The 22622-nt window shown below is 51.7% G+C and carries 17 protein-coding genes; 16 read left to right on the top strand and 1 reads right to left on the bottom strand.

Annotated features, from left to right (window positions below; genetic code table 11):
* The first annotated feature begins 163 nt into the window (after positions 1-163).
* From ACE419_RS05515 to ACE419_RS05545, 7 genes are all read left to right on the top strand, one after another.
* Positions 164-769, top strand: a complete 606-nt coding sequence (locus ACE419_RS05515; protein ID WP_435721286.1) for a cytidylate kinase-like family protein — start codon at positions 164-166, stop codon at positions 767-769.
* A 39-nt stretch (positions 770-808) separates the two neighbouring features.
* On the top strand, positions 809-2221 hold the full coding sequence (locus ACE419_RS05520; RefSeq protein ID WP_435721287.1) for a glycoside-pentoside-hexuronide (GPH):cation symporter: 1413 nt from the start codon (positions 809-811) through the stop codon (positions 2219-2221).
* Positions 2222-2413: 192 nt separating this feature from the next.
* Complete coding sequence (lacZ, locus tag ACE419_RS05525; RefSeq protein ID WP_435721288.1) at positions 2414-5566, top strand: beta-galactosidase, LacZ type; 3153 nt, start codon at positions 2414-2416, stop codon at positions 5564-5566.
* 20 nt (positions 5567-5586) lie between these two features.
* Positions 5587-7836, top strand: coding sequence for an alpha-galactosidase (locus ACE419_RS05530; RefSeq protein WP_435721289.1), 2250 nt, complete (start codon positions 5587-5589; stop codon positions 7834-7836).
* Between the two features lie 158 nt (positions 7837-7994).
* Complete coding sequence (gene galU, locus ACE419_RS05535; protein ID WP_432648151.1) at positions 7995-8870, top strand: UTP--glucose-1-phosphate uridylyltransferase GalU; 876 nt, start codon at positions 7995-7997, stop codon at positions 8868-8870.
* Between the two features lie 10 nt (positions 8871-8880).
* On the top strand, positions 8881-10119 hold the full coding sequence (locus ACE419_RS05540) for a DUF445 family protein (protein ID WP_435721290.1): 1239 nt from the start codon (positions 8881-8883) through the stop codon (positions 10117-10119).
* On the top strand, positions 10116-11414 hold the full coding sequence (locus tag ACE419_RS05545; RefSeq protein ID WP_432648153.1) for a DUF445 domain-containing protein: 1299 nt from the start codon (positions 10116-10118) through the stop codon (positions 11412-11414). Before ACE419_RS05540 ends, ACE419_RS05545 begins: the two co-directional genes overlap by 4 nt.
* A 74-nt stretch (positions 11415-11488) precedes the next feature.
* Here the strand turns inward: ACE419_RS05545 and mutY are convergent, their stop codons facing one another.
* The gene (mutY, locus tag ACE419_RS05550) at positions 11489-12604 is read right to left on the bottom strand and encodes an A/G-specific adenine glycosylase (protein WP_435721291.1); all 1116 of its coding nucleotides are present in this window, start codon (positions 12602-12604) and stop codon (positions 11489-11491) included.
* A gap of 427 nt (positions 12605-13031) precedes the next feature.
* Here mutY and ilvN point away from each other — a divergent pair, with 427 nt between their 5' ends.
* From ilvN to ACE419_RS05595, 9 genes are all read left to right on the top strand, one after another.
* Complete coding sequence (gene ilvN, locus ACE419_RS05555) at positions 13032-13562, top strand: acetolactate synthase small subunit (RefSeq protein ID WP_295634085.1); 531 nt, start codon at positions 13032-13034, stop codon at positions 13560-13562.
* Positions 13543-14559, top strand: coding sequence for a ketol-acid reductoisomerase (gene ilvC / locus ACE419_RS05560; protein ID WP_295634082.1), 1017 nt, complete (start codon positions 13543-13545; stop codon positions 14557-14559). The genes ilvN and ilvC overlap by 20 nt, the downstream gene beginning before the upstream one ends.
* A gap of 122 nt (positions 14560-14681) precedes the next feature.
* Positions 14682-15944, top strand: a complete 1263-nt coding sequence (leuC, locus tag ACE419_RS05565; protein ID WP_432648467.1) for a 3-isopropylmalate dehydratase large subunit — start codon at positions 14682-14684, stop codon at positions 15942-15944.
* Position 15945: 1 nt separating this feature from the next.
* Positions 15946-16437: a 3-isopropylmalate dehydratase small subunit gene (locus ACE419_RS05570; protein WP_295634077.1), complete on the top strand. Its 492-nt coding sequence runs from the start codon at positions 15946-15948 to the stop codon at positions 16435-16437.
* Positions 16438-16560: 123 nt separating this feature from the next.
* Positions 16561-17628: a 3-isopropylmalate dehydrogenase gene (gene leuB, locus ACE419_RS05575; RefSeq protein ID WP_302489215.1), complete on the top strand. Its 1068-nt coding sequence runs from the start codon at positions 16561-16563 to the stop codon at positions 17626-17628.
* A gap of 48 nt (positions 17629-17676) precedes the next feature.
* On the top strand, positions 17677-19341 hold the full coding sequence (ilvB, locus tag ACE419_RS05580) for a biosynthetic-type acetolactate synthase large subunit (protein WP_295634070.1): 1665 nt from the start codon (positions 17677-17679) through the stop codon (positions 19339-19341).
* A 139-nt stretch (positions 19342-19480) separates the two neighbouring features.
* The gene (locus tag ACE419_RS05585) at positions 19481-19744 is read left to right on the top strand and encodes a type II toxin-antitoxin system RelB/DinJ family antitoxin (protein ID WP_435721292.1); all 264 of its coding nucleotides are present in this window, start codon (positions 19481-19483) and stop codon (positions 19742-19744) included.
* On the top strand, positions 19741-20022 hold the full coding sequence (locus ACE419_RS05590) for a type II toxin-antitoxin system YafQ family toxin (RefSeq protein ID WP_435721293.1): 282 nt from the start codon (positions 19741-19743) through the stop codon (positions 20020-20022). Before ACE419_RS05585 ends, ACE419_RS05590 begins: the two co-directional genes overlap by 4 nt.
* Positions 20023-20512: 490 nt before the next feature.
* The gene (locus ACE419_RS05595) at positions 20513-22621 is read left to right on the top strand and encodes a hypothetical protein (protein ID WP_435721294.1); all 2109 of its coding nucleotides are present in this window, start codon (positions 20513-20515) and stop codon (positions 22619-22621) included.
* Position 22622 lies beyond the last annotated feature (1 nt).

Genomic DNA, 22622 nt, shown 5'->3' on the forward strand with positions numbered 1-22622 from the left:
TATAATACAGAATGTAAGCAAAAGAAAACGTTTGCTACTACCTAAGTAAATGACAACAAGGCATAACCGAGAACTTATCATTACCATTTTCTTCCAACTGCCGTCGTTGTCTTTTAAGGCAGATAAAACGAAAACGTTTACACTTTGAAAGGGGAAATCGAAAATGAAAGAGAATCTCGTCATCACGATCAGCCGTCAGTATGGTGCGGGTGGCCGTGAGCTCGCGGGCATTCTGGCCAAGAAGCTGAATGTCAAGCTCTACGACCGTCAGCTCGTCCATCTGGCCGCAGCCAAGCTCGGCATCCACGACCTCAGTGAGGATGAACTCCTCGAGATGGAGAACACGGTAAAGCCGCTGTCCCTGAGCTTCATCCCGTTCCATTCGTTCGGTACGCACATGGGTGAATCGAGTCAGGGCATGTTCATGAGCGAGTCGGCTGTCATCCGCAAAATCGCAGAAGATGGTTCGTGCATCTTCCTCGGCCGCTGCGCAGACTATGCTCTCCGCAACAATGACAACCACTTCGATATCTTCGTCTGCGCTGACGACGAATACCGCGAGCAGCGCGGCAAGACGGTTTACGAAGGCAAGAGCCTCAAAGAGCTCAATCAGGAGAACGCAAAGCGTGCCCGTTACTACAACTACTACACGGGCCAGACTTGGGGTGACGGCGCGAACTACGACCTCGTCGTCAACACGAGCAAGGGCGCTTCGCTCGATGCAATCGCCGATGGCATCATCGCCTACATCAACACCGTCAAGGCTTGATAACGAATAGGGGATAAATTTTTTGGGGAGGCATTCATAATGAATAGCAAATTACTGCAGCGCATCTGCTACGCGTGCGGCACGTTTGGTCATGACGTCTTCTACGCCATGATCGGTACTTATTTCATGATCTTCGTCACGAGTAACCTGTTCCATTCGGACAGCCCGAGTCATGATGCTTACATGATCGGTATCGTTACGACGATCATCCTCGTACTCCGTATCTTGGAACTCTTCGTCGATCCGTTCATCGGCAACCTCATCGATAAGACGAAAACCCGTTGGGGCCGTTTTAAACCGTGGGTTATCGTCGGTGCCTTCGTTGCAGCCATCACGCTCGCCCTCCTGTTCACGGACTTCGGCGGCCTGACGGTTACGAACCCGACGCTGTACCTCATCCTGTTCGCCATCGTTTACTTCATCATGGATATCTTCTACAGCGCTAAGGATGTCGCTATCTGGTCCATGATCCCGGCTCTTTCCTTTGATTCCCATGAACGTGATATCACGGCTACGATTGCCCGTATCGGTTCCGTTTTCGGTGCCAACCTCGTCACGGTCATCGTTATGCCGATTGTCCTTTACTTCTCGCTGAATCAGAACGGCGGTGCCGGTGACCCGACAGGCTGGTTCGCATTTGCCTGCATCGGCGGCGGTATCGCAACGCTCGGTGCTATCATCCTCGGTCTTGGCACGCATGAGCAGGAAAGTGCTCTTCGTGAAAACAAGACGGAAACTTCCGCAAAAGACGTATTCAAAGTCCTGACTCAGAACGACCAGCTCATGTGGACGGCTATTGCTTACCTCGTTTATGGTATCGGCATCAACGTCGTCAATAACTTCAACCTCTATTACTTCATCTACGTCATCGGCGATGCTACGAAATTCTCCATCCTCGGTGTCATCAACACGGTCATCGGCCTGATCGCCGTTGCCCTGTTCCCGGCTCTCACGTCGAAATTCAGCCGCCGCAAACTCTTCTTCGCTTCTGTCGGCATCATGCTCGTAGCGCTCATTATTTACGCTATGTCCGGCACGAACGTCACGATGGCTCTGATTGGTGCAGGCCTCTTCGCTCTGCCGCAGCCGCTTGTCTTCCTCGTTGTCCTCATGACGATCACCGACTCCGTCGAGTATGGCCAGCTCAAGATTGGTCACCGCGATGAAGCTGTCTGCCTCTGCGTACGTCCTCTCGTTGATAAATTCGCAGGTGCTGTTTCGAGCGGCATCATCGGCCTCGTTGCCGTTTGGGTTGGCATGACGGGCGGTGCTTCCGCTGCCGACATCACGCCGGATGCCCTGTTCCACTTCCAGCTCGTCATGTTCGCCGGCCCGATCATCCTCTTGATCCTCTCGACGTTCATCTATCGTGCAAAAGTTACGCTGACTGAAGCAGAACATGCACGCATCGTCCGCGAGCTTGAAGAGAAATGGGAACAGCTCAGCAAGTAATCATACAAAATCTACAAAATCCCATATACGGCCAAATATGAGTCCATCATTCATTTGACCAGTAAGAGGCCGTTGTACCTGAAATGATACAGCGGCCTTTTTTTATGCCCTTTACGAGGAAAAACCTCAAGAAGAGTCGAATACAATATAATATAGAATAGAAGCAGTATAAGGATATAGGGAGGAATTTTGATGTTCACCGTCGATCGTTTAGCAGATCCATCGTTCTTTGCCGAGAACCGCCTGCCGGCTCACAGCGACCATATCGCCTATGCCGATGCTCTCGAGCTCGCCAACGGCGTTTCGTCGCTGCGCCGCAGCCTCAATGGACTCTGGTATTTCCATTATGCGCGCAATCTTGCGGCCCGTCCGCAGGGCTTCGAGCAGCCGGATTATGATGTGAGCGGTTGGGAGACCATCCGCGTGCCGGCGCATTGGCAGATGGAGGGACACGGCGTGCCGCAGTACACGAATCAGGTTTATCCGTGGGACGGCCATGAAGTCGTTCATCCGGGCGAGGTACCCAAGCGCGATAATCCAGTCGGTTCGTATGTCAAGGATTTCATTCTGCCGGATGGCTGGGAAAATGCATTCCTTTCCCTGCAGGGCGTGGAGACGGCTGTGGCTGTTTACCTCAATGGCAAATACGTTGGCTACAGCGAGGATTCGTTTACGCCGTCTGATTTTGACCTCACGCCATACCTCAAAGAGGGTACGAACCGTCTTGCTCTCCAGGTTTTCCGCTTCAGCTCGGGCAGCTGGCTCGAAGATCAGGATTTCTGGCGATTCTCGGGCATTTTCCGCGAAGTGCTGCTCTATACGAAGCCGGCCATCCACATCGAGGATCTGCGCGTCACGGCTGAGCCAATCCGCGACTACAAAGATGGCAGACTGCACCTCGATATGAAGTGGAACAATCCTGCCGCTCACAAAGTCCGCATTGAGCTTTTCGATGCGACGTTCCATGAGGACTGCTACCTTTCGGAACTGCAGGAAGTAGAAGGCCTGACCTCTTCCTTTGAAGCGGAAATCAATGATATCGAGCTCTGGAGTGCAGAACATCCGAATCTCTACCGCGCGATTATCACGGTGGAGGATGAAGAGGGGCATCTGCAGGAGGTCATTCAGCAGAACATTGGCTTCCGCAAATTCTGCATGGAAGACGGCCTGATGAAGCTCAATGGCAAGCGCATTGTCTTCAAGGGCACGAACCGCCACGAATTCGACTGCTACCGTGGCCGCGCCATTGACCCTGCCGAGATCGAGAAGGATATCATTGTCATGAAGCAGCACAATATCAACGCGCTGCGCTGCTCGCATTATCCGAATTCGAGCTTTATCTATGACCTCTGCGACCGCTATGGCCTCTATGTCATCGATGAGACGAACCTCGAAACCCATGGTACGTGGATGCGCAATGGCAAACGCGATATTATCGATGAGACGCTGCCGAATGACCACGAGGAATGGCAGGATATCATCCTTGACCGCGCAAAATCCATGTTTGAGCGCGACAAGAATCACACGGCCATCCTCATCTGGTCCTGCGGCAATGAATCCTGCGGCGGCAAGGACCTCTATGTGATGAGCGAATACTTCCGTCAGGCCGATCCGACGCGTCTCGTTCACTACGAAAATATTTTCTGGGACCGCCGCTACAATGGCACGAGCGACATGGAAAGCCAGATGTATCCGCCTGTTGCCGATATCAAGAAATTCCTCTCGGAGCACCGCGATAAGCCGTTTATCTGCTGCGAATACACGCACGCCATGGGCAACAGCATTGGCGGCATGCACAAATACACGGACCTCACGGACGAAGAGCCCCTGTATCAGGGCGGTTTTATCTGGGATTTCGTCGACCAGGCTATTTGGCATAAAGACCGCTACGGCAAGGATGCCTATGCGTACGGCGGCGACTTTGGCGACCGTCCGAATGACGGCAATTTCAGCGGCGACGGCATCGTCTTTGCCGACCGCAGCCTGACGACGAAGATGCAGGAAGTCAAGTTCAACTATCAGAATTTCACGCTGGACGTCGAACCTGAGAAAGTGACCATCCACAATAAGAGCCTCTTCACGAATGCCTCGGAGTATGAGCTCTATCTGACGGTCGAACTCGATGGCGAGAAAGTCTGGGAGGATCACCGCTATACGCCGGATATCGAGCCGGGCAAAGAGGGCGAAATCGAGCTCGACATTCTGCCGCTGACGGGTGCCGGCGAGGAGACGGTCACGGCATCGCTGCGCCTGAAAGAGGATACGCTTTGGGCAAAGCAGGGCTTTGAAGTGGCCTTTGGACAGGGAACGTGGCAGATTGACGAAGTTGAAGTGCCAGGGACGCAGGAAGTCGTTGAGGCAGCGGAACTTCGCAATGATACGCATGCCTTCCATTATAAGCCGAATATGCCGCTTGAGACGCGTCCGGAAAAACCGCTGCACATCGTCCATGGCGATATCAACCTCGGCGTGCGCGGTGTGGGCTTTGAACTCATGTTCTCGAGTGCCTTTGGCAATCTGACTTCCTATAAATACAACGGCGTCGAGCTCCTTGAAGAAGCCCCGAAGCCCTCGTTCTGGCGTGCACCAGTCGATAACGACTACGGCAGCCGCCGCGACTTCGCCGTTGCCCAGTGGAAACTTGCGAGCCTTTACCGCCGCTGCATCAAGAAGGAAATGCAGGATGAAGATGGCAATTGGCAGGAATTTGACTGGTTCGGACAGCTCGGGCAGAGGGAATACGATGCTTCCTTTGTCAAACTTCGCTTCACGTATGAACTGGCAACGCAGCCTGCTTCTCTCTGCAGCATGACGTATACGGTCACGCGCGATGGCTCCGTCAAAGTCGAGCTCGACTACGACAAGGTGGAAAGCCTGCCGGAAATTCCGGATTTTGCAATGCTCTTTACGCTCTCTGCTGATTACGATCAGGTCCGTTTCTACGGCTTTGGTCCGCTTGACAATTATGCCGACCGTCAGCGCGGTGCAAAACTCGGCATCTACGAGACAACGACGAAAGACGAAATCGAGCCGTATCTGCTGCCTCAGGAGACGGGCAATCACTGCGGTGTGCGCTGGATCGAGGCCGTCGACAAGCGCGGCCGCGGCCTGCGCCTTTCGATGGACGAAGCCCCATTTGAGGCCTCGGCTCTGCCGTATTCGGCACATGAGCTCGAAAATGCCCGCCATGCCTATGACCTGCCGGAAATCCATCATACGTATCTGCGCGCTTCGCTTGCTCAGTGCGGCGTCGGCGGTGACAATACGTGGGGTGCACCGGTGCTGCCGGAGTACACGGTCAAGAATGAGACGAAGCATTTCTCCTTCTATATTAAAGCTATCTAATATAATAGAAAGGAACATACATGATTCAGTTTGATGAAAAGACAGGCGTTTTTCACCTGAGCAATGGCAGCATCAGCTATGTGCTGCAGGTCGTGCGCGGACGCTATCTGATGCATCGCTATTTTGGCAGAAAACTGCGCGCCTTCCGCGACAGCCGGCCGTTTCAGGAAATTGACCGCGGATTTTCGCCGCAGCCGGCCGCTTATGAAAATGAGCGCACGTTCTCGCTGGACGTTCTGCCGCAGGAATATCCCGCTTACGGGCATACGGATTTTCGCATTCCGGCTTACGAGGTGCGCCTTGCCAACGGCACGACAACAACCGAATTGTTTTATCAGGGCTATGAAACAGCGAAAGGCAAACCGGCTCTGCAGGGACTGCCGGCTTCCTATGCGGCAGAAGACGAAGCGGAAACGCTGACAATTCATTTGGAAGATACAAAAGGCAGGCTCGCTGTCGATCTGCTCTACACGATTTTTGCCGATGCCGATGTCATTGCACGCAGCGCCGTTATCAAAAACAGCGGCAAAGAAGCGCTTGAACTGCTGAACGCAGCGAGCTTCGCACTGGATTTGCCGGATCACGACTACGACCGGCTGAATCTCTGGGGCGGCCATGCCGCCGAGCGCCAGATGGAGCGCGTCCCCCTCATGCACGGCATCGAGGAGACGGCAAGCCGCCGCGGTGCAAGCTCGCATCAGGCCTCGCCGTTTCTCGCGCTGCTGCGCAAAAATGCCGGTGAAGCAAGCGGCGAAGTCCTTGGCTTCAGCCTCATCTGGAGCGGTGAATTCTCGCTGAAGACCGAAGTCGAGCAGTTCGGCTCGACGCGTGTCGTCGGCGGCATCAACCCGTTTGAATTCCGCTGGCACTTAGAGCCTGAGGAATCTTTCCAGACACCGGAGGCACTGCTTGTCTACAGCGACAAGGGCCTGAACGGCATGAGCCAGTCGTTCCACGAGGTCGTGCGCCATCACATCGTGCGCGGCAAATTCCGCGATGCTGTGCGCCCAATCCTTGTCAATAACTGGGAAGCGACGTACTTCGACTTTGATGATGCGAAGATGGACAATCTCGCAGAATGCGCGAAAGACCTCGGCCTCGAGCTCATGGTGCTCGATGACGGCTGGTTCGGCAAACGCGAAGATGACAATACATCCCTTGGCGACTGGGCTGTCAACACGGAGAAGCTCAAAGGAGGGCTCACGGGCGTTGCCGAGAGTGCCCATAAGCGCGGTTTGAAATTCGGCCTGTGGTTTGAGCCCGAGATGGTTTCCGTGGATTCCGACCTCTACCGCGCGCATCCCGACTGGGCCCTGAAGGCTCCGGACTATCCGTATACGTTCGGCCGCCATCAGCTCGTGCTCGACCTCTCGCGCGCAGATGTCCGCGATTATATTGTAGATTCCGTCTGCAGGATTCTCGACTCTTCGCCGATTGACTACGTCAAGTGGGATTTCAACCGCCATCTGACGGACGCCTTCTCGGCGAAACTGCCGCCGGAGCGTCAGGGCGAGGTGCGCACGCGCTTTGTCCTCGGTCTTTACGATGTACTCGAGCGCATTACACAGACGCATCCCGATGTTCTTTTTGAGAGCTGTTCGGGCGGCGGCGGACGCTTCGATGCCGGCATGCTCTACTACATGCCGCAGACGTGGACGAGCGATGATACGGATGCCATCTGCCGCCTCACGATTCAGAGCGGCACGAGCCTCGTCTTCCCGCCAATCACGATGGGCGCTCATGTTTCCGTCACGCCGAACCATCAGGTCGGCCGCGTGACGCCGATGCAGACGCGCGCCTTTGCCGCCATGATGGGCTGCTATGGCTACGAAATGGACATCACGCGCATGAGCGAGGAAGAGAAAGCCGAAGTCCGCAGCCATGTCGAGCTGTACAAAAAGATTCGCCCGACGATGCAGCTCGGCCGTTTCTACCGTCTGCTGACGCCATTTACGGGCAAGGGCAATGAGACGGCATGGGAATTTGTCAGCCAAGACGGCAGTGAAATCGTACTCGTCTATTTCAAGACGCTGGCGACCCCTGCTGCTGAGCTCCATACGTTGAAGCTGCAGGCCCTCGCGCCGGATGCTCTTTATGAAGTCAGCAAGTATCTGCCGGCAAAAGGCCTGTCGCATGACGGCGCCGGCAGCAAGGCCCTGAGCCTTGAGGGCAAATCCTTCTACGGTGACGAGCTCATGTACAGCGGCATCGAAGTGCCGAAAATCGACACGGATTTTGCCGCTTATATGTGGATTTTCCATAAAAAATAAAAATTAACCATATGTTAACGAAAAGGAATGCCAAAACACAGCGATGTGGGGGCATTCCTTTTTTTTAGTAGCAGGAGAACGGTTTCTTCGTGTATAATAATATAGTATGACTCTGGCAGAGGGGAACTGCCAAATTCAAGATGTTAGGGGAATATATCATGCAAAAAATCAGAAAAGCGGTCATTCCGGCAGCGGGCTACGGCACGCGCTTTTTGCCTGCGACGAAGGCTACACCAAAGGAAATGCTGCCGATCGTCGACAAACCGACCATTCAGTACATCGTCGAGGAGGCCCTGCAGAGCGGCATTGAGGAAATCCTCATCGTCAGCGGCCATGGCAAGCGCGCCATCGAGGACCACTTTGATTCGGCGCCGACGCTTGAGGCCGAGCTCAAGAAAAAGGGTAAACTCGACCTTTTGAAGATGGTGCAGGATACCGCAAATATCCGCATTCACTACATTCGCCAGCGCTACATGCGCGGCCTCGGCGATGCCATTCTCTGCGCGAAGGCTTTTATGGGGGATGAGCCCTTCGCTGTACTTTTAGGTGATGATGTCGTCTACAATCCCGAGAAACCGGCCTTAAAGCAGCTCATCGATGTGTATAACGCGACGGGCGGCTCGGTCCTCGGCTGCCAAATCGTACCGGATGAAAAAGTATCGTCCTATGGCATTGTTGCCGGCGAGAAGACGGACAATCCGCGTCTCATGCGCGTGCGCGACATGATTGAAAAACCTTCATTGGAAGAAGCGCCGAGCCGCATGGCTGTACTCGGCCGCTACATCATTCGTCCGGAAATCTTCGGCATTCTTGAGCATACGGCCCCTGGCAAGGGCGGCGAGATCCAGCTCACGGATGCTCTCAAAGAACTGGCACGCCAGCAGGCCGTCTATGCCTACGACTTTGAAGGCAAGCGCTACGACCTCGGCGATAAACTCGGCTTCCTCAAGGCGACTGTGGAATTTGCCCTGCGCCGCAAAGACCTTGGCGGCCCGTTCAAGAAATATCTCAAGGATCTCGTCGCCGGAATCTGAGGTGTGAAGTTTGCAGAAGAAATATAAGGCAAATCTGGCACTGGGCATCAGCGCAGCGGGCTTTCTCGGCACGTTTGCGGCCAGCGGTTCAGGTTTTGCCATGGGACTTTTTCATCATGGCTTCCTCGCCGCCACGATTGGCGGCCTCGCGGACTGGTTTGCTGTCACGGCATTTTTCCGTAAGCCCTTGGGCATTTCCTACCGCACGGATGTCCTGCGCCGCAACCGCGGCCGCATCATGGATGCCATCGTGACGTTTGCGAGTGAGGACCTGCTGAGCACGAAAAATATCATGCGCGTCATCCGCGAGCAGGATACGGCGGGGCTGCTCGTCGATTATCTGGAGCATCGCGGCGGCCGCGAAGGTGTCGTCTCCGTGGTGGATGCTGTCGTTTTAAAAATCGTCAATGACCTTGACAGCGCGAGCGTCGCCAAGGAACTCGCTCCTGCCGTGCGCGAGGGACTCAAGGGGCTGGCCCTTGAGAACATCCTTTTGGAACTCGTGCGCCTGTTGGGCGAAGAGCGCCATACAAGGCGCATCCTGCACAGTGTCCTGAGCATCGGGGAGCAGGTGCTTTCTTCGCCTGCCATGCAGCAGGTTCTTCTTGATAATATCAAGACCCTGCGCAAAGAATACGAGGGAGAGTCTGCAGGCAGGGCCTTTGTGCTCTCAGCACTTGGCCTTGATGATAAAGAAATCCTGCGCATCTTCAATGAAAAAGCCCAAAAAGGCCTTGCTGACCTTTTGAGCGAGCAGACAGAGAGCTATGCCCATCTCAAAGCTGGCTTTGAGAGCATGATTTTGTCCTTCAGCCGTGATGAATCCCTGCGCCATGTACTGGCAGAATGGAAGGAAAGATGGCTCGAGCAGGTTGATATCGAAGGCCTGATTGCCAAATGGCTCGAGACAAACCTCAAGGGGGAAAATCCCTTCTGGCTGCCGCATCTGCACGACTTTGTTGAAAAACGCATCGATACATTTGTTGCGTCGAAGCCGTGGCAGCGCCGTTTCGATACCTTCATGAAAGATTTTCTTGAGAGCGAACTCGAGAAGCACCATGAGCTCATTCCGGGACTCATTCGCGAGCGTCTGGCAGAATTCAGCGATGATGCCCTTGTGGCCTTTGTCGAAGAAAAAGTCCAGGACGACCTGCAGATGATTCGCATCAATGGTTCGATTGTCGGTTCGCTCGTCGGCATGGGACTGTATATTCTCGTCTGGGCAGCAGAAAGGGTGTGGGGCGTATGACGAAAACATGGAATAAGGCAGACCGCGTGCTCTTCCTTGCTTTTATCGTATTCCTCATCGCCCTGTTCCTGCATCTGCAGATGAGGCAGTCCGTGGTCGTTTCGGGCTTTCTGTTCTGCGCGGAGGCCGCTCTCGTCGGCGGCATCGCGGACTGGTTCGCCGTCACGGCCCTTTTCCGGAAGCCTCTGGGGTTCCCGTATCACACGGCCATCCTGCCGCGCCGCCGTCAGTCCTTCATCAAGGCCTCGGTGACGATGGTCCAGAAGGAATTTTTCTCGCGGCGCAAGGTCTTCCGCCATCTTGAGCGCCTGCACCTCATGCCGATGCTCATGCAGTGGCTCGGGGAAAAGGATACGAGGGAGACGGTCTCGCGCCAGCTCTATCACTATGCACGCGGTTTCCTGCTGCGCAGGGACAGCGAGAAAAAGGCCATGGAGATTGCGCAGGAACTCCGCCATCATCTGCAGACGATGGAGCCTGAAGATATTTTTGCCAGTGTCGGCAGCTGGCTGCAGAGAAGCGGCCGCGATAAGGACTTTCTTGCCAAGCTCGCAGCGTACCTCGGCACGCGGGCGGCCGCGCCTGAGACGGCCAAGGCCATTGAGGGGATGCTCGAGGCCTACGAAAAGGAAAAGGCCAAGAGCACACTGGCACTGTTTCTCACGGGACTGGCCGAGGCCATGGACCTCGTGAACCTTGAGGATGCGGCAAAAGCCATGCAGAAGCAGCTCGTCGCCATGCTCAGGGAACTCGGCACGCGCGACTCCGAGCTGCAGCAGGATATGCTCGCGCTCTTTTATGAAAAGGCCGCCGTCCTCAATGCAGAGCCGGAATTTCATCAGCTCGTACACGAACTGCGTGACAGCCTCGTCGCGGAGCTGCCGATTGAAGAAGCCGTCGCCAGGGCTGCTGCTCATATGCGCGCGCATTTTGATGCCGATGCCGCGCGTCAGGTCGATGCCGTTGAAGAGCATCTGCCCGTACTGCGCAGCCGCCTTGCGGACATCATTGAGGAAGAATACGACCGCGGCCTGCATCTCCTGCAGACCGACGACGAGCTTCGCCATACGGTCGGCCACTTTCTCTATGACCTCATCGCGCGTTCGGCCCTGCACGCCCAGACGCTTGTTGGCGTCGTCGTCGAAAATGTCCTTTCGCGCCTGACCGACGAACAGCTCAATCACCTCGTTTACGACAAGGTTGAGCCGGATTTGCTCTGGATCCGCATGAACGGCTCCATTGTCGGTGCCGGCATTGGCTTTGTGCTCTTCTGCATTTTGCAGCTCGCACATTGAGTGTAGTATAATCAAAAAAAGAATGGCTTGACGCTTTTGAGCGCCGGGCCATTCTTTTTTGCTGTTTAGGCAATTTATTTTTCTTTTTCGAGGAAGTTAAGGAAGTATTGAAAGGCTGAGGGAATGCTGTACGTATCAGCCAGCTCTGCGGGACTGGCCCAGACGAATTCAGTTTTTGCCTCGGCAATTTGAGAAGCCGCTTCTGCAAGCGTGATTTTGTAGCCGTGCATCTGCCATTCGACATGAGAGAAGATGTGTTTGGCTGCAGGCAGCTTCTGTACCGCAGCAATATCGTCTTTTGTCAGGCCTTGCTCGGCAAGGGCTTCATAGAGCTGTGCCTTTGTCAGATGCCCCGCGAGATTCGGCAGCTCCCAGAGACCGGCGAGCAGGCCTTTTTCCGGGCGTTTGTGAAGTGCGAGATTTTTTCCCTGATAGATGAGCAGCACCGTGAGCTTTTCGACGCGGCGCTTTTTCTTTGCACTCTTAACAGGGAATTTTTGTTCCTGTCCGAGGTCGTGGGCAAGGCAGAGGCGTGCAAGGGGGCAGGCGGCGCAGTGCGGCGCGCCGTTTGGCAGGCAGACGATCGCGCCGAGGTCCATAAAGGCCTGATTCAGGGCACCGGCTTCCGAGCCTGCCGGGTAAATGGGAGTCAGGGCGTCTTCGACGGCGCGTTTCACCGCGGGCAGGGCGATATCTTCGCCGCAGGCAAGCACGCGCATGACGACGCGCAGAATGTTGCCGTCGACAGCGGGCAGGGGCAGTCCAAAGGCAATTGAGCCAATGGCACTGGCCGTATAGCGGCCGATGCCGGGGAGTTTTAAGAGCTGTTCAAAGTCGGCAGGCAGATTTCCTTCATAGGAATTTACGAGCTCACAGGCGGCCTTTTTGAGATTGCGCGCGCGGCTGTAATAGCCAAGGCCCTGCCAGAGCTTCATTAAAGCATCTTCGTTGCACGCAGCCAGGTCTGCAATCGTCGGCAGCTTTGCCAAAAAGCGGTGATAATAGGGGATGACGGCACTAGCCCTTGTCTGCTGCAGCATGATTTCCGACAGCCAGACATGATACGGCGTCACATCCTCGCGCCACGGCAGCGCGCGCTCCGTTTCCTGTGCGTGATACCAGCGGAGCAGGGGCTCCGTGATTTCGTTCAGTATGGCCGTATTTGGCAGCGTGCAGTCCGTTTTCTTCATATAAATAAATGATCCTTTCCATTGATTTTTTCGATAACTGCCGCTGTTTGGGAACATATCCCGTCTGCGGCAATTTGGCAGTATCTTCATTATAGCATAGGTTGTATATGGATACAGTATATCGCAGTGGACAAAAAAACTTCTGTGCTGCATTCCTGCTGCAAAGACCCCGACAGACTCCCTTGGGAATGGACATGAATTTTACTTGAACAATAAAAAACCGATTCGATAATGCATTTTGTCTATTGTAAACGGAAGGTTGCGGTTATTCTTTATAAAAAAATCCAAAAAAAGTTACAAAAACGTGTTGACAAAATGTGCACGTAGAGTAATAATGTATACATGTTTACAGCGTTACATGTTGAATGTGCAAGGGAGCCATGATATAATAATTGTGGTATAAGCACTTCTGGGAGGAGATGAAACCATGGAACACGTTTTATCGGTCTTTGTCGAAAACCAGACTGGTGTTCTTGTCCGCGTTGTAAGCATGTTTTCCAGACGCGAGTTCAACATCGACAGTTTGTCGGTGGGCGTTACGGAAACACCGGATTTTTCGCGCATCACGATTGTTGTGCACGGTGATGAAAATCTCATCGAGCAGATGATTAAGCAGCTCGAGAAGATGCCGGTGGTCCGCGCTGTACAGCGGCTGGATGCCAAAAACGCTGTGTGCCGCGGGATGACACTAATAAAGGTCAAGGCGGATGACAACAACCGCCTCGATATCCTGAAGATGGCAGAGCTTTTCAGGGCTCATGTCGTTGACGTCGAATCGACGACACTCGTCTTCGAGATTACGGGCAGCGATGACAAGGTCACGGCTTTCCTCAGACTCGTAAAGCCTTACGGGATTGCCGAAGTCATACGCACCGGCCTGATAGCATTGGAACGCGGTGAGCATACCATCTATGAACATTGTGAGGAGAGAGAGTATTATGGCAAAAACTTACTATGAGCAGGATGCAAACTGGGATGTACTGAATGGCAAAACGATCGCCATCATCGGTTATGGCAGCCAGGGCCATGCCCATGCACTGAACCTGAAGGACAGCGGTGCAAACGTCATCGTTGGTCTGTATGAAGGCTCCAAATCCAAGAAAGTTGCTGAGGAACACGGCCTGAAGGTTTACACGGTCGCTGAGGCTGTTAAACAGGCTGATATCACGATGTTCCTGATTCCGGATGAGAAGCAGGCTGATGTCTACAAGAAAGAAATTGCCCCGAACCTCAAACCGGGCAGTGCTCTCGCCTTTGCACATGGCTTCAACATCCATTACCAGCAGATCGTTCCGCCGGCTGATGTCGATGTCTTCATGGTTGCTCCGAAAGGCCCGGGCCATCTCGTTCGCCGCACGTTCACGGAAGGTTCCGGCGTTCCGGCAGTATTTGCTATCTATCAGGATGCTACGGGCAAATGCCGCGACATCACGCTGGCATACACGAAGGGCCTCGGCGCTCTGCGTTCCGGCGCTCTTGAGACGACGTTCCGTGATGAGACGGAAGAAGATCTGTTCGGCGAGCAGGCTGTCCTCTGCGGCGGCGTTTGCCAACTGATGCAGACGGGCTTCGAAGTCCTCGTTGAGGCAGGTTATCCGCCAGAGATGGCATACTTCGAGTGCTTCCATGAGATGAAGCTCATCATTGACCTCTGCTACGAAGGCGGCTTCACGAAGATGCGTCAGTCCTGCTCCGATACGGCTGAGTATGGCGATTACATGGTTGGCCCGCGCATCATCACGGAAGACACGAAGAAAGAAATGAAGAAAGTCCTCAAAGAGATCCAGGACGGCACGTTTGCCCGCAACTGGCTGCTTGAGAACAAGGCTGCTGGCCGCGTAAACTTCCTCATGGAGCGCCGTCTCCATGCAGAGCATCCGATCGAGAAGGTCGGCAAGGAACTGCGCGCTATGATGCCGTGGCTCAAAGACGGTGCAGATCTCTCCAAAGACTGATTTTATACCGTTCAATTGAACAGGAAATAAACGCTTCCCCGGCGAATTATACGTCGGGGAAGTTTTTTCCAATAACTGAGTATGCTGAAGAAGCATACATATAAATATTAGGAGGGCATACTATGGGTATGACTATGAGCGAGAAAATCCTCGCGAAACACGCCGGCCTCGATTCCGTGAAAGCCGGACAGCTCGTGACCTGCAATCTCGATATGGTACTCGCCAACGATATCACGGCGCCGCCGTCCATCAAGAAATTTGAGGAAATCGGCCGCCCCGTCTTTGACCGCACGAAAATTGCACTCGTACCGGACCATTTCCAGCCGGCCAAGGACATCAAGTCGGCAGAACTGGCCAAGGCCGTACGCGACTTTGCACATAAATACGACATTGTCAATTACTTCGAGCAGGGCCGCGTTGGCATCGAGCACGTCATTCTGCCGGAGAAGGGCATTGTCGCTCCGGGCATGCTGACGATTGGCGCGGACTCCCATACGTGCACGTATGGTGCAGTCAACGGATTTGCCACGGGCGTAGGCTCGACGGACCTCGGTGCTGCCATGGCCACGGGCAAGGCCTGGTTCAAAGTACCGGAGGCCATCAAGGTCTATCTGACGGGCGAGAAGCCAGCCGATATCAACGGCAAAGATGTCATCCTGACGCTCATCGGCATGATCGGCGTCGACGGTGCTCTCTATAAATCCCTCGAATTTGCCGGCTCGGGCGTCAAGGCCCTGACGATGACGGACCGTCTGACCATCTCGAACATGGCCATTGAAGCGGGCGGCAAGGCTGGTATTTTCCCGTTCGACGAAATCACGAAGGCTTATGTCGACGGCCGCGTCAAGAAGCCGTATGAGCCGGTCGCTGCCGACGATGACGCCGAGTACTGCCGCACGGTCGAAATCAACCTCTCCGAGCTCAAGCCGGTCGTCGCTTTCCCGCATCTGCCGGGCAACACGAAGCGCGTCGAAGATATCAAAGAGCCGATTGCCATCGACCAGGTCATCATCGGTTCGTGCACGAACGGCCGTCTTGAAGACATGGAGATTGCAGCCAATATCCTCGATGGCCATAAAGTCGCTGACCGCGTGCGCTGCATCGTCATCCCGGGCAGCCCTGCCATTTACAAAGAATCGATGAAACGCGGCTATATCGATGTATTCATCGATGCCGGCTGTGCTGTCTCGACGCCGACCTGCGGCCCGTGCCTCGGCGGCTACATGGGCATCCTCGCCGCTGGTGAAAAATGCGTTTCGACGACGAACCGCAACTTCCGCGGCCGCATGGGCCATGTCGACAGTGAAGTTTACCTCGCCGGCCCGCATGTCGCTGCCGCGAGTGCAATCCTTGGACGCATCGCTACACCGGAGGAGGTAAAGTAACATGAAACACGAAGGTAAAGTATGGCGCTACGGCGATAACATCGACACGGATGTCATTATTCCGGCACGCTACCTCAATACATTTGACCCGAAAGAACTTGCTACGCACTGCATGGTCGATATCGACGAGAGTTTTGCCAAAAACGTCAAAGAAGGCGACATCATGGTCGGCGGCCGCAACTTCGGCTGCGGCTCCTCGCGCGAACATGCACCGGTGGCCATCAAAGCTTCGGGCATCCCTGTAGTCATTGCCGCGAGCTTCGCGCGCATTTTCTACCGCAACGGCATCAACATCGGCCTGCCGCTGCTCGAAATCGGCGATGAAGTCGAGAAAATCAAGGCCGGCGACAAACTGCGCGTGGATACGGCAACGGGTGTCATCGAAGATTTGACGACGGGCGATGTGTTCCACGCACATCCGCTGCCGGGCTTCGTTCAGGATATCGCCAAAGCCGGCGGCCTGATTAACTACATCAAGAGCCAGCAGGCTTAAAGACTGCGCCGGGAATGCTCTGTTTCCTTCTATATATAATAGAAGGAAAGGGCATTCCTTTCGCGTATCGTATTGGCAGAAAGATAACGGCAAACAAAAAGGCAAAAAAAAGAAGGTAGCAATATGGCATATAAAATTACAGTCATCCCGGGCGATGGCATCGGTAAAGAAATCACGGATTCAGCAGTAGAGGTCCTCAAGAAAGCCGATGAAAAGTTCGGCCTTGGCCTTTCCTATACGTACAAAGACGCCGGCGGCACGGCCTATGACAAATTCGGCACGCCGCTGCCGGAAGACACGATTGAAGCCTGCAAAGCTTCGGACGGCGTCCTGTTCGGTGCGGTCGGCGGCGACAAATGGGACAATGTCGACCCAGCCCTGCGCCCAGAAAAGGCCATTCTCGGCCTGCGCAAGAACCTCGGCCTTTACGCCAACCTGCGTCCAGTAAAAGTCGCGGATGCCCTCGTCGAGTATTCCCCGCTCAAGCCGGAACTCGTCAAAGGCGTTGACCTCGTCATCGTGCGTGAGCTCATCGGCGGCATCTACTTCGGTGATAAATGCGAATCCGAGCAGCACAACGGTGCTGAGCGTGCCTGGGACCTCGAGAACTACTCCGTTCCAGAAGTCGAGCGCATTTCGAAGCTCGCTTTCGAGACGGCCCGTCTGCGCCGCGGCAAAGTGACGTCCGTCGACAAGGCCAACGTCCTTGCTACGTCGCGTCTCTGGCGCCGTACGGTCGCAAAAGTCGCCGAAAACTACAAAGACGTCGAGCTCAACAACCTCTACGTCGACAACTGCTCCATGCAGCTCGCCATTCATCCGACGCAGTTCGATGTCATCGTGACGGGCAATCTGTTTGGCGATATCCTTTCCGACGAAGCTGCCGTCATCGGCGGTTCCATCGGCATGATGCCGTCGGCTTCCATCGGCACGAGCACGAGCCTTTATGAGCCGATTCACGGCAGTGCCCCGGACATCGCGGGCAAAGGCATCGCCAACCCGATGGGCACGATTCTTTCCGCTGCGATGCTGCTGCGTTACTCCCTGCATGAGGAAGAAGCAGCCAAGGCCATCGAAGCAGCTGTCGATAAGGCGCTTGCCGACGGCTACCGCACGCCGGACCTTTGGAAGGAAGGTTTCAAGAAGGCCAATACCGAAGAAATCACGAAAGTCATCTGCGAACGCCTTTGACTTTTGTCTGCCGCATCATGATTTTTGCAGTGACAGAGGGGGAATTCGATGAAAGGAGCAAAGGCCGTGGCGCTCTGCCTCAAAGAACAGGGCGTGGATACGGTTTTCGGTTATCCGGGCGGCATGATCCTGCCGCTTTACGATGCTTTTTATGAGAACCCCGATATTCGGGAAATTCTCGTGACCCATGAACAAAATGCCGCACATGCCGCTGACGGCTATGCACGCGTTTCGGGCAAAGTCGGTGTCTGCATCGCGACATCAGGACCGGGCGCGACCAATCTCGTCACGGGTCTCGCCACGGCTTTCATGGATTCGATTCCGGTCGTGGCCATCACGGGGCAGGTCGATACGTCCATGATGGGTCGGGATTCTTTTCAGGAAACAGATATCCTCGACGTGACCATGCCGATCACAAAACACAATTTCAAGGTCAAGGACCCGAAGAAACTCGTGCCGACCGTGCGCAAGGCCTTTGCGCTTGCGCGCCACGGCAGACCCGGCCCTGTGCTCATCGATGTGCCGCGCGATATTTTCCTCGCGGATGTCGACTACGAGCCGGAGCCTCTGCCAGAAGAAAAGCACGGCCAGCCCGACGCCGACTTTCTGATTTGTGCAGCGGAAGCAGCCGACGAAATCGTCAAGGCGAAAAAACCAGTCGTCATTGTCGGCGGCGGTGTTATCTCGGCCGGCGCGACGAAAGAAGTCATCGCCTTCATCGAGAAATATCATCTGCCGGTCGTCCATACGCTCATGGGCCTTGGCGCCATCCCGCGCTCCCATCCGCAGTCCCTGGGCTTTGCCGGCATGCACGGCGAGAAAGCCGCAAATCACGCGATTGGTGCGGCTGACCTCGTCATCGCCATCGGCAGCCGTTTCGCCGACCGCCAGACGGGCAATCTCGACAAGTACACGCAGAACACGAAGTTCATCCACATCGACATCGACCCTGCCGAAATCGATAAGAACGTCGCCAACTGCCTTGGCCTTGCCGGCAATATGAAAGTCATTTTGTCCCTCCTGATGAAGCACGATGCAAGCTCGGGCCTGACGGACTGGTGGACGCAGATTGACAAATGGCGTGAGGCCTATGCCTATGATTATCACCAGAACCGACTGACCGTGCCTTGGGCGATGCATCAGGTCAGGCTGCAGACGCAGGGCAAAAAATACGCCTATGCGACTGACGTCGGCCAGCACCAGATGTGGGCGGCCCTGCATCTCGCCATTGAGGAGCCGCGCACGTGGCTGACCTCGGGCGGCCTCGGCACGATGGGCTTCGGCCTGCCCGCGGCCATGGGCGCGCAGCTCTACTACGGCAAAGACCGCCGCCTCATCCACGTGGCCGGCGACGGCGGCATCAAGATGACGGGCAACGAGTTCTACACGATTGCAAGGCTCAAGCTGCCCATCATCTCGCTCATTGTCAACAACCGGAGCCTCGGCATGATTCGCCAGCTCCAGAAAGTCATGTACAAAGAGCGTTACATCGCCTGCGAGCTCGACTACCCGATGGATTATGTCAAGTACGCCGAGAGCTTCGGCATCAAAGCCGAGTCCGTCTCGACACAGGATGAATTTGCCGAGGCCTTCAAGAACGCCCTCGACGACAAAGACCATCCGCGCGTCATCATCCTCAACGTCTGGCGCAGCTTCGTCGAACCCATGACCAAGGGCGGGGCCCGCATTGATGAGTTTGTTGAGTTTAAGTAAAATGGCATAAAGAAAAGGATTGTGCATTGTGGCTGCTGCCATACTGCACAATCCCTTTTTTATAGAGAGATACTTACTATAGTATTACATTGTAATGATAAAATCATCGTGATATAATATAAATAAAGGAGATGATTTTATGGCCACAGCACTGTTACAGGTCCGTATAGACGAAGCAACAAAAAAGCGTGTAGATAAGAAATTAAAACGCATGGGGATGACTGCCAGTGGTGCAGTGAACCTTCTTTTTCATCAGATTGATATTCAAGACCGTATTCCGTTTGAGATTGTCGGAGATAAAAGAGAATCGCTGAAAGACAGCATCGAGAATATAGAAGCTGGCGTTGGACTAAGCAAAAAATATAAAGATACACAGGAACTTTATAAGGATTTAGGGATATGAAACTGACTATCCGATTTTACCGCCAATTTAAACGCGATATAAAGCTAGCCAAGAAACGTCATCTGGATATGGAGCTCTTGAAAACGGTTATCGATACTTTGAGCGAAGGAAAGAAGCTGGATGAAAGCTACAGGGATCATCCACTGCGTGGCAAGTATGTAGGATACCGAGAATGTCATATTCTTCCCGACTGGCTACTAATATACAAAGTAGTAGAAAAAGAACTTATTTTGGTTCTTGCCAGAACAGGAACACATCAGGATCTTTTTGATGAGTAGTATAACTGCCGCCTTCGGGCGGCTTTTTTGTATGGAAATAAAAAAGCCATCAAGTCGGCTTTTTCTTAGACAAGTTAATGATCGCATCGATGATGGCTTTTGATTTTTCGTCCAGATGGGGGTTGTTGATGAGCTGTGCAGGCGTTTGTTGGTGATGTGTTCCGCGAGTTTGATGGTATTTATTTGCTTGGTCATTGAATTTGTGCAATTGCTTTTACACAAAGAATTTTACACTTTCATTAATAATATAGAGAAATTAGCAGGATTTCCGGACGCAGCATAGAATTTTTAAATAGGTTATTAGTTTTGGGGGACCTAGATAAGAGAAAAGAAAGAGACATTACCAGCGCAGTGGAGATTATTGTTTAGCTCAATGAGGATGATATATTTAAAACATTTGTTCTTAAGAGAGCATGAAGAAAATGTTTTCATGACATTGGATATATATGCAATATCGAACGCCGTCTGATAGGGAAGGGAGAATCGTGTTGTGAATAGAATACCCTGGGATATGCAAGAAGCAGCTGTCCTATTAGACGGTCTGATAAAAGTCAGGGAAGGCAAAATAAAGCGTGCCGATGCTATTACAGATATTTCTAAGCAACTCCGAAATCGGGCAAAGAAGAAGTATGGTACTATTGACGATAAATTTCGGAATGAAAATGGTATAACTTTACAAATGGCACGCCTTGAATATGGGTTTACAAATGGACAATCAGGAATGGGACCTACATCTAAATGGCAAAATGCTATTATCAAGGTCTTTAAAGATGATAATAAAGCTTATAAAAAACTATTGGATGGAGTAAGTAATATAACTAACATGGAAAAAAATCAAAATATGAATTTTTTTGATTGGCTTGACAAATATAAAAATGTTGATGAAAAAATAAAAAGAAAAAATATCTGGATAGATATTAATGCTATTTTGAAACGGAATAGTAAGTTATCTACTAACATTTGGTCTGTTGATGATATTTTTTTTATTGATAAACTTATAAATCAGATAGAAAATAAAAAAATTATTCATTCTGAAACATTACAGGTACAAGCGCTTCAATGTTTGCAATTAATCCGAGAATACCATACTGAAGAAAATGAAATACAGGATACATTTTCAAAAGAAAAATTCCAACATAATATGAATGATAATGAAGATGTTAACATAGATGTTATTGACAAATTTAAGGAAGTATTAGGTGAATATTTTATCAAAGGCTTCAGAGTCCATTCGCTAATTGACATAAAAAAATTCCGAAAATATTACCAGGGAAAATTCAAAGTAGCAATCAATGATTCTAATGAGCAGATAGAAAAGGATATAGACAAGTGCGGATTTGAATATAGAGGAAAAATATATATACCAGATAAAGTCTTAAGTGAAGAGTTACGAAAACAACTCTTTACTTATATAGAAAATAGTTTTAAAAATGGTGCAAAAATAATTTACTTTAAGGCTTTATTTGAACAATTTTATGAGAAATTTCTTGACTCATATATCAATGATGCTGATATGTTAAGGGAATATATTACCTTTTATAACGATAGTAAATATATAATAGAAAATAACTACTTTTATAAAAGTGATTCCCAGATGGGAAATACTTCTATGGATCTTATCGAAGTAGAAGAAATACGTTCTTGTTTGAAGAATCATGTTCTACCAATGAAAATTAAAGAGATCCATAAAGAGCTTCCACATATTACGGAAAAACAAATCAGAAATATTTTAGGACGATATCATGAATTTGCTAGAAATAAAAAATGTGAATATTTCCATGCAGATTGTTTTGATGTCTCAGAGGAAGATTTGGAAAATATCACTGTACTGATATATTCTGAAATAAAAAAACATGAATTTATTACTGGAAATGAGTTATATGATATGATCAGCAATAAATATCCATATATTTATGAACAAAATTCTGTGTATTCTCCTCTTGGATGGCGAAATGCGTTGTGGTATAAACTTGGTGATAAATTCTCTTTTAATAGTAATATCATCAGCGACAAATATAAAGATCTCGCCATGAAAGATGTTTTTTTATATTATGCGCAAAAAAGAAAGAATTTTACTTTACAAGATATTCAACAATTTGCTGATAGTATTGGATCTACGACAATTTATTTTGAAAGCCTATATCAGAAAAGTGCAAGGATAAGTGAAGATAGATTTGTTCAAAAAGATGATCTTATTTTCAATGTGAGTGAAACAGACAAGGTACTCAGTAAATTTTGTACAGGTGATTATATTCCGATTGCTGAAATTAGCAATTATGGAATTCTACCAGATGCATCTTACCCGTGGAATACATATTTATTAGAAACCTACATAGCTTTTTATAGTAAGAAGTATTATTTATTACATACAGGCTATAACCAGTATATGGTTCTTGGTTCTATGGTTGATAAATCAAGTGATATAAAAGATTTTTCGATGCTCATTACAAGAGTAATTGCTGATGCCAAGGTTCCTTTGGAAAAAGAGGCAGCTCTTTCTTATCTTTGTGATAAAGGATATATTGGCCGCCGATCATACCGTGGTATTGAGAAAATCTTGATTAATGCTCGCACTATACGAAATAGAAAGGAAAAGTAAA

The sequence above is a fragment of the Mitsuokella apri genome (assembly GCF_047974105.1).
GTDB lineage: Bacteria > Bacillota > Negativicutes > Selenomonadales > Selenomonadaceae > Mitsuokella.

What these genes read in the sequence shown, in the direction of transcription:
- leuC (WP_432648467.1), top strand. Translation starts at nt 14,682, where the DNA reads ATGGGTATGACTATGAGCGAGAAAATCCTCGCGAAACACGCCGGCCTC.
- lacZ (WP_435721288.1), top strand. Translation starts at nt 2,414, where the DNA reads ATGTTCACCGTCGATCGTTTAGCAGATCCATCGTTCTTTGCCGAGAAC.
- ilvC (WP_295634082.1), top strand. Translation starts at nt 13,543, where the DNA reads ATGGCAAAAACTTACTATGAGCAGGATGCAAACTGGGATGTACTGAAT.
- ACE419_RS05530 (WP_435721289.1), top strand. Translation starts at nt 5,587, where the DNA reads ATGATTCAGTTTGATGAAAAGACAGGCGTTTTTCACCTGAGCAATGGC.
- galU (WP_432648151.1), top strand. Translation starts at nt 7,995, where the DNA reads ATGCAAAAAATCAGAAAAGCGGTCATTCCGGCAGCGGGCTACGGCACG.
- mutY (WP_435721291.1), bottom strand. Translation starts at nt 12,604, where the DNA reads ATGAAGAAAACGGACTGCACGCTGCCAAATACGGCCATACTGAACGAA.
- ilvB (WP_295634070.1), top strand. Translation starts at nt 17,677, where the DNA reads ATGAAAGGAGCAAAGGCCGTGGCGCTCTGCCTCAAAGAACAGGGCGTG.
- ACE419_RS05570 (WP_295634077.1), top strand. Translation starts at nt 15,946, where the DNA reads ATGAAACACGAAGGTAAAGTATGGCGCTACGGCGATAACATCGACACG.
- ACE419_RS05520 (WP_435721287.1), top strand. Translation starts at nt 809, where the DNA reads ATGAATAGCAAATTACTGCAGCGCATCTGCTACGCGTGCGGCACGTTT.
- ACE419_RS05590 (WP_435721293.1), top strand. Translation starts at nt 19,741, where the DNA reads ATGAAACTGACTATCCGATTTTACCGCCAATTTAAACGCGATATAAAG.
- ACE419_RS05545 (WP_432648153.1), top strand. Translation starts at nt 10,116, where the DNA reads ATGACGAAAACATGGAATAAGGCAGACCGCGTGCTCTTCCTTGCTTTT.
- ilvN (WP_295634085.1), top strand. Translation starts at nt 13,032, where the DNA reads ATGGAACACGTTTTATCGGTCTTTGTCGAAAACCAGACTGGTGTTCTT.
- ACE419_RS05585 (WP_435721292.1), top strand. Translation starts at nt 19,481, where the DNA reads ATGGCCACAGCACTGTTACAGGTCCGTATAGACGAAGCAACAAAAAAG.
- ACE419_RS05515 (WP_435721286.1), top strand. Translation starts at nt 164, where the DNA reads ATGAAAGAGAATCTCGTCATCACGATCAGCCGTCAGTATGGTGCGGGT.
- leuB (WP_302489215.1), top strand. Translation starts at nt 16,561, where the DNA reads ATGGCATATAAAATTACAGTCATCCCGGGCGATGGCATCGGTAAAGAA.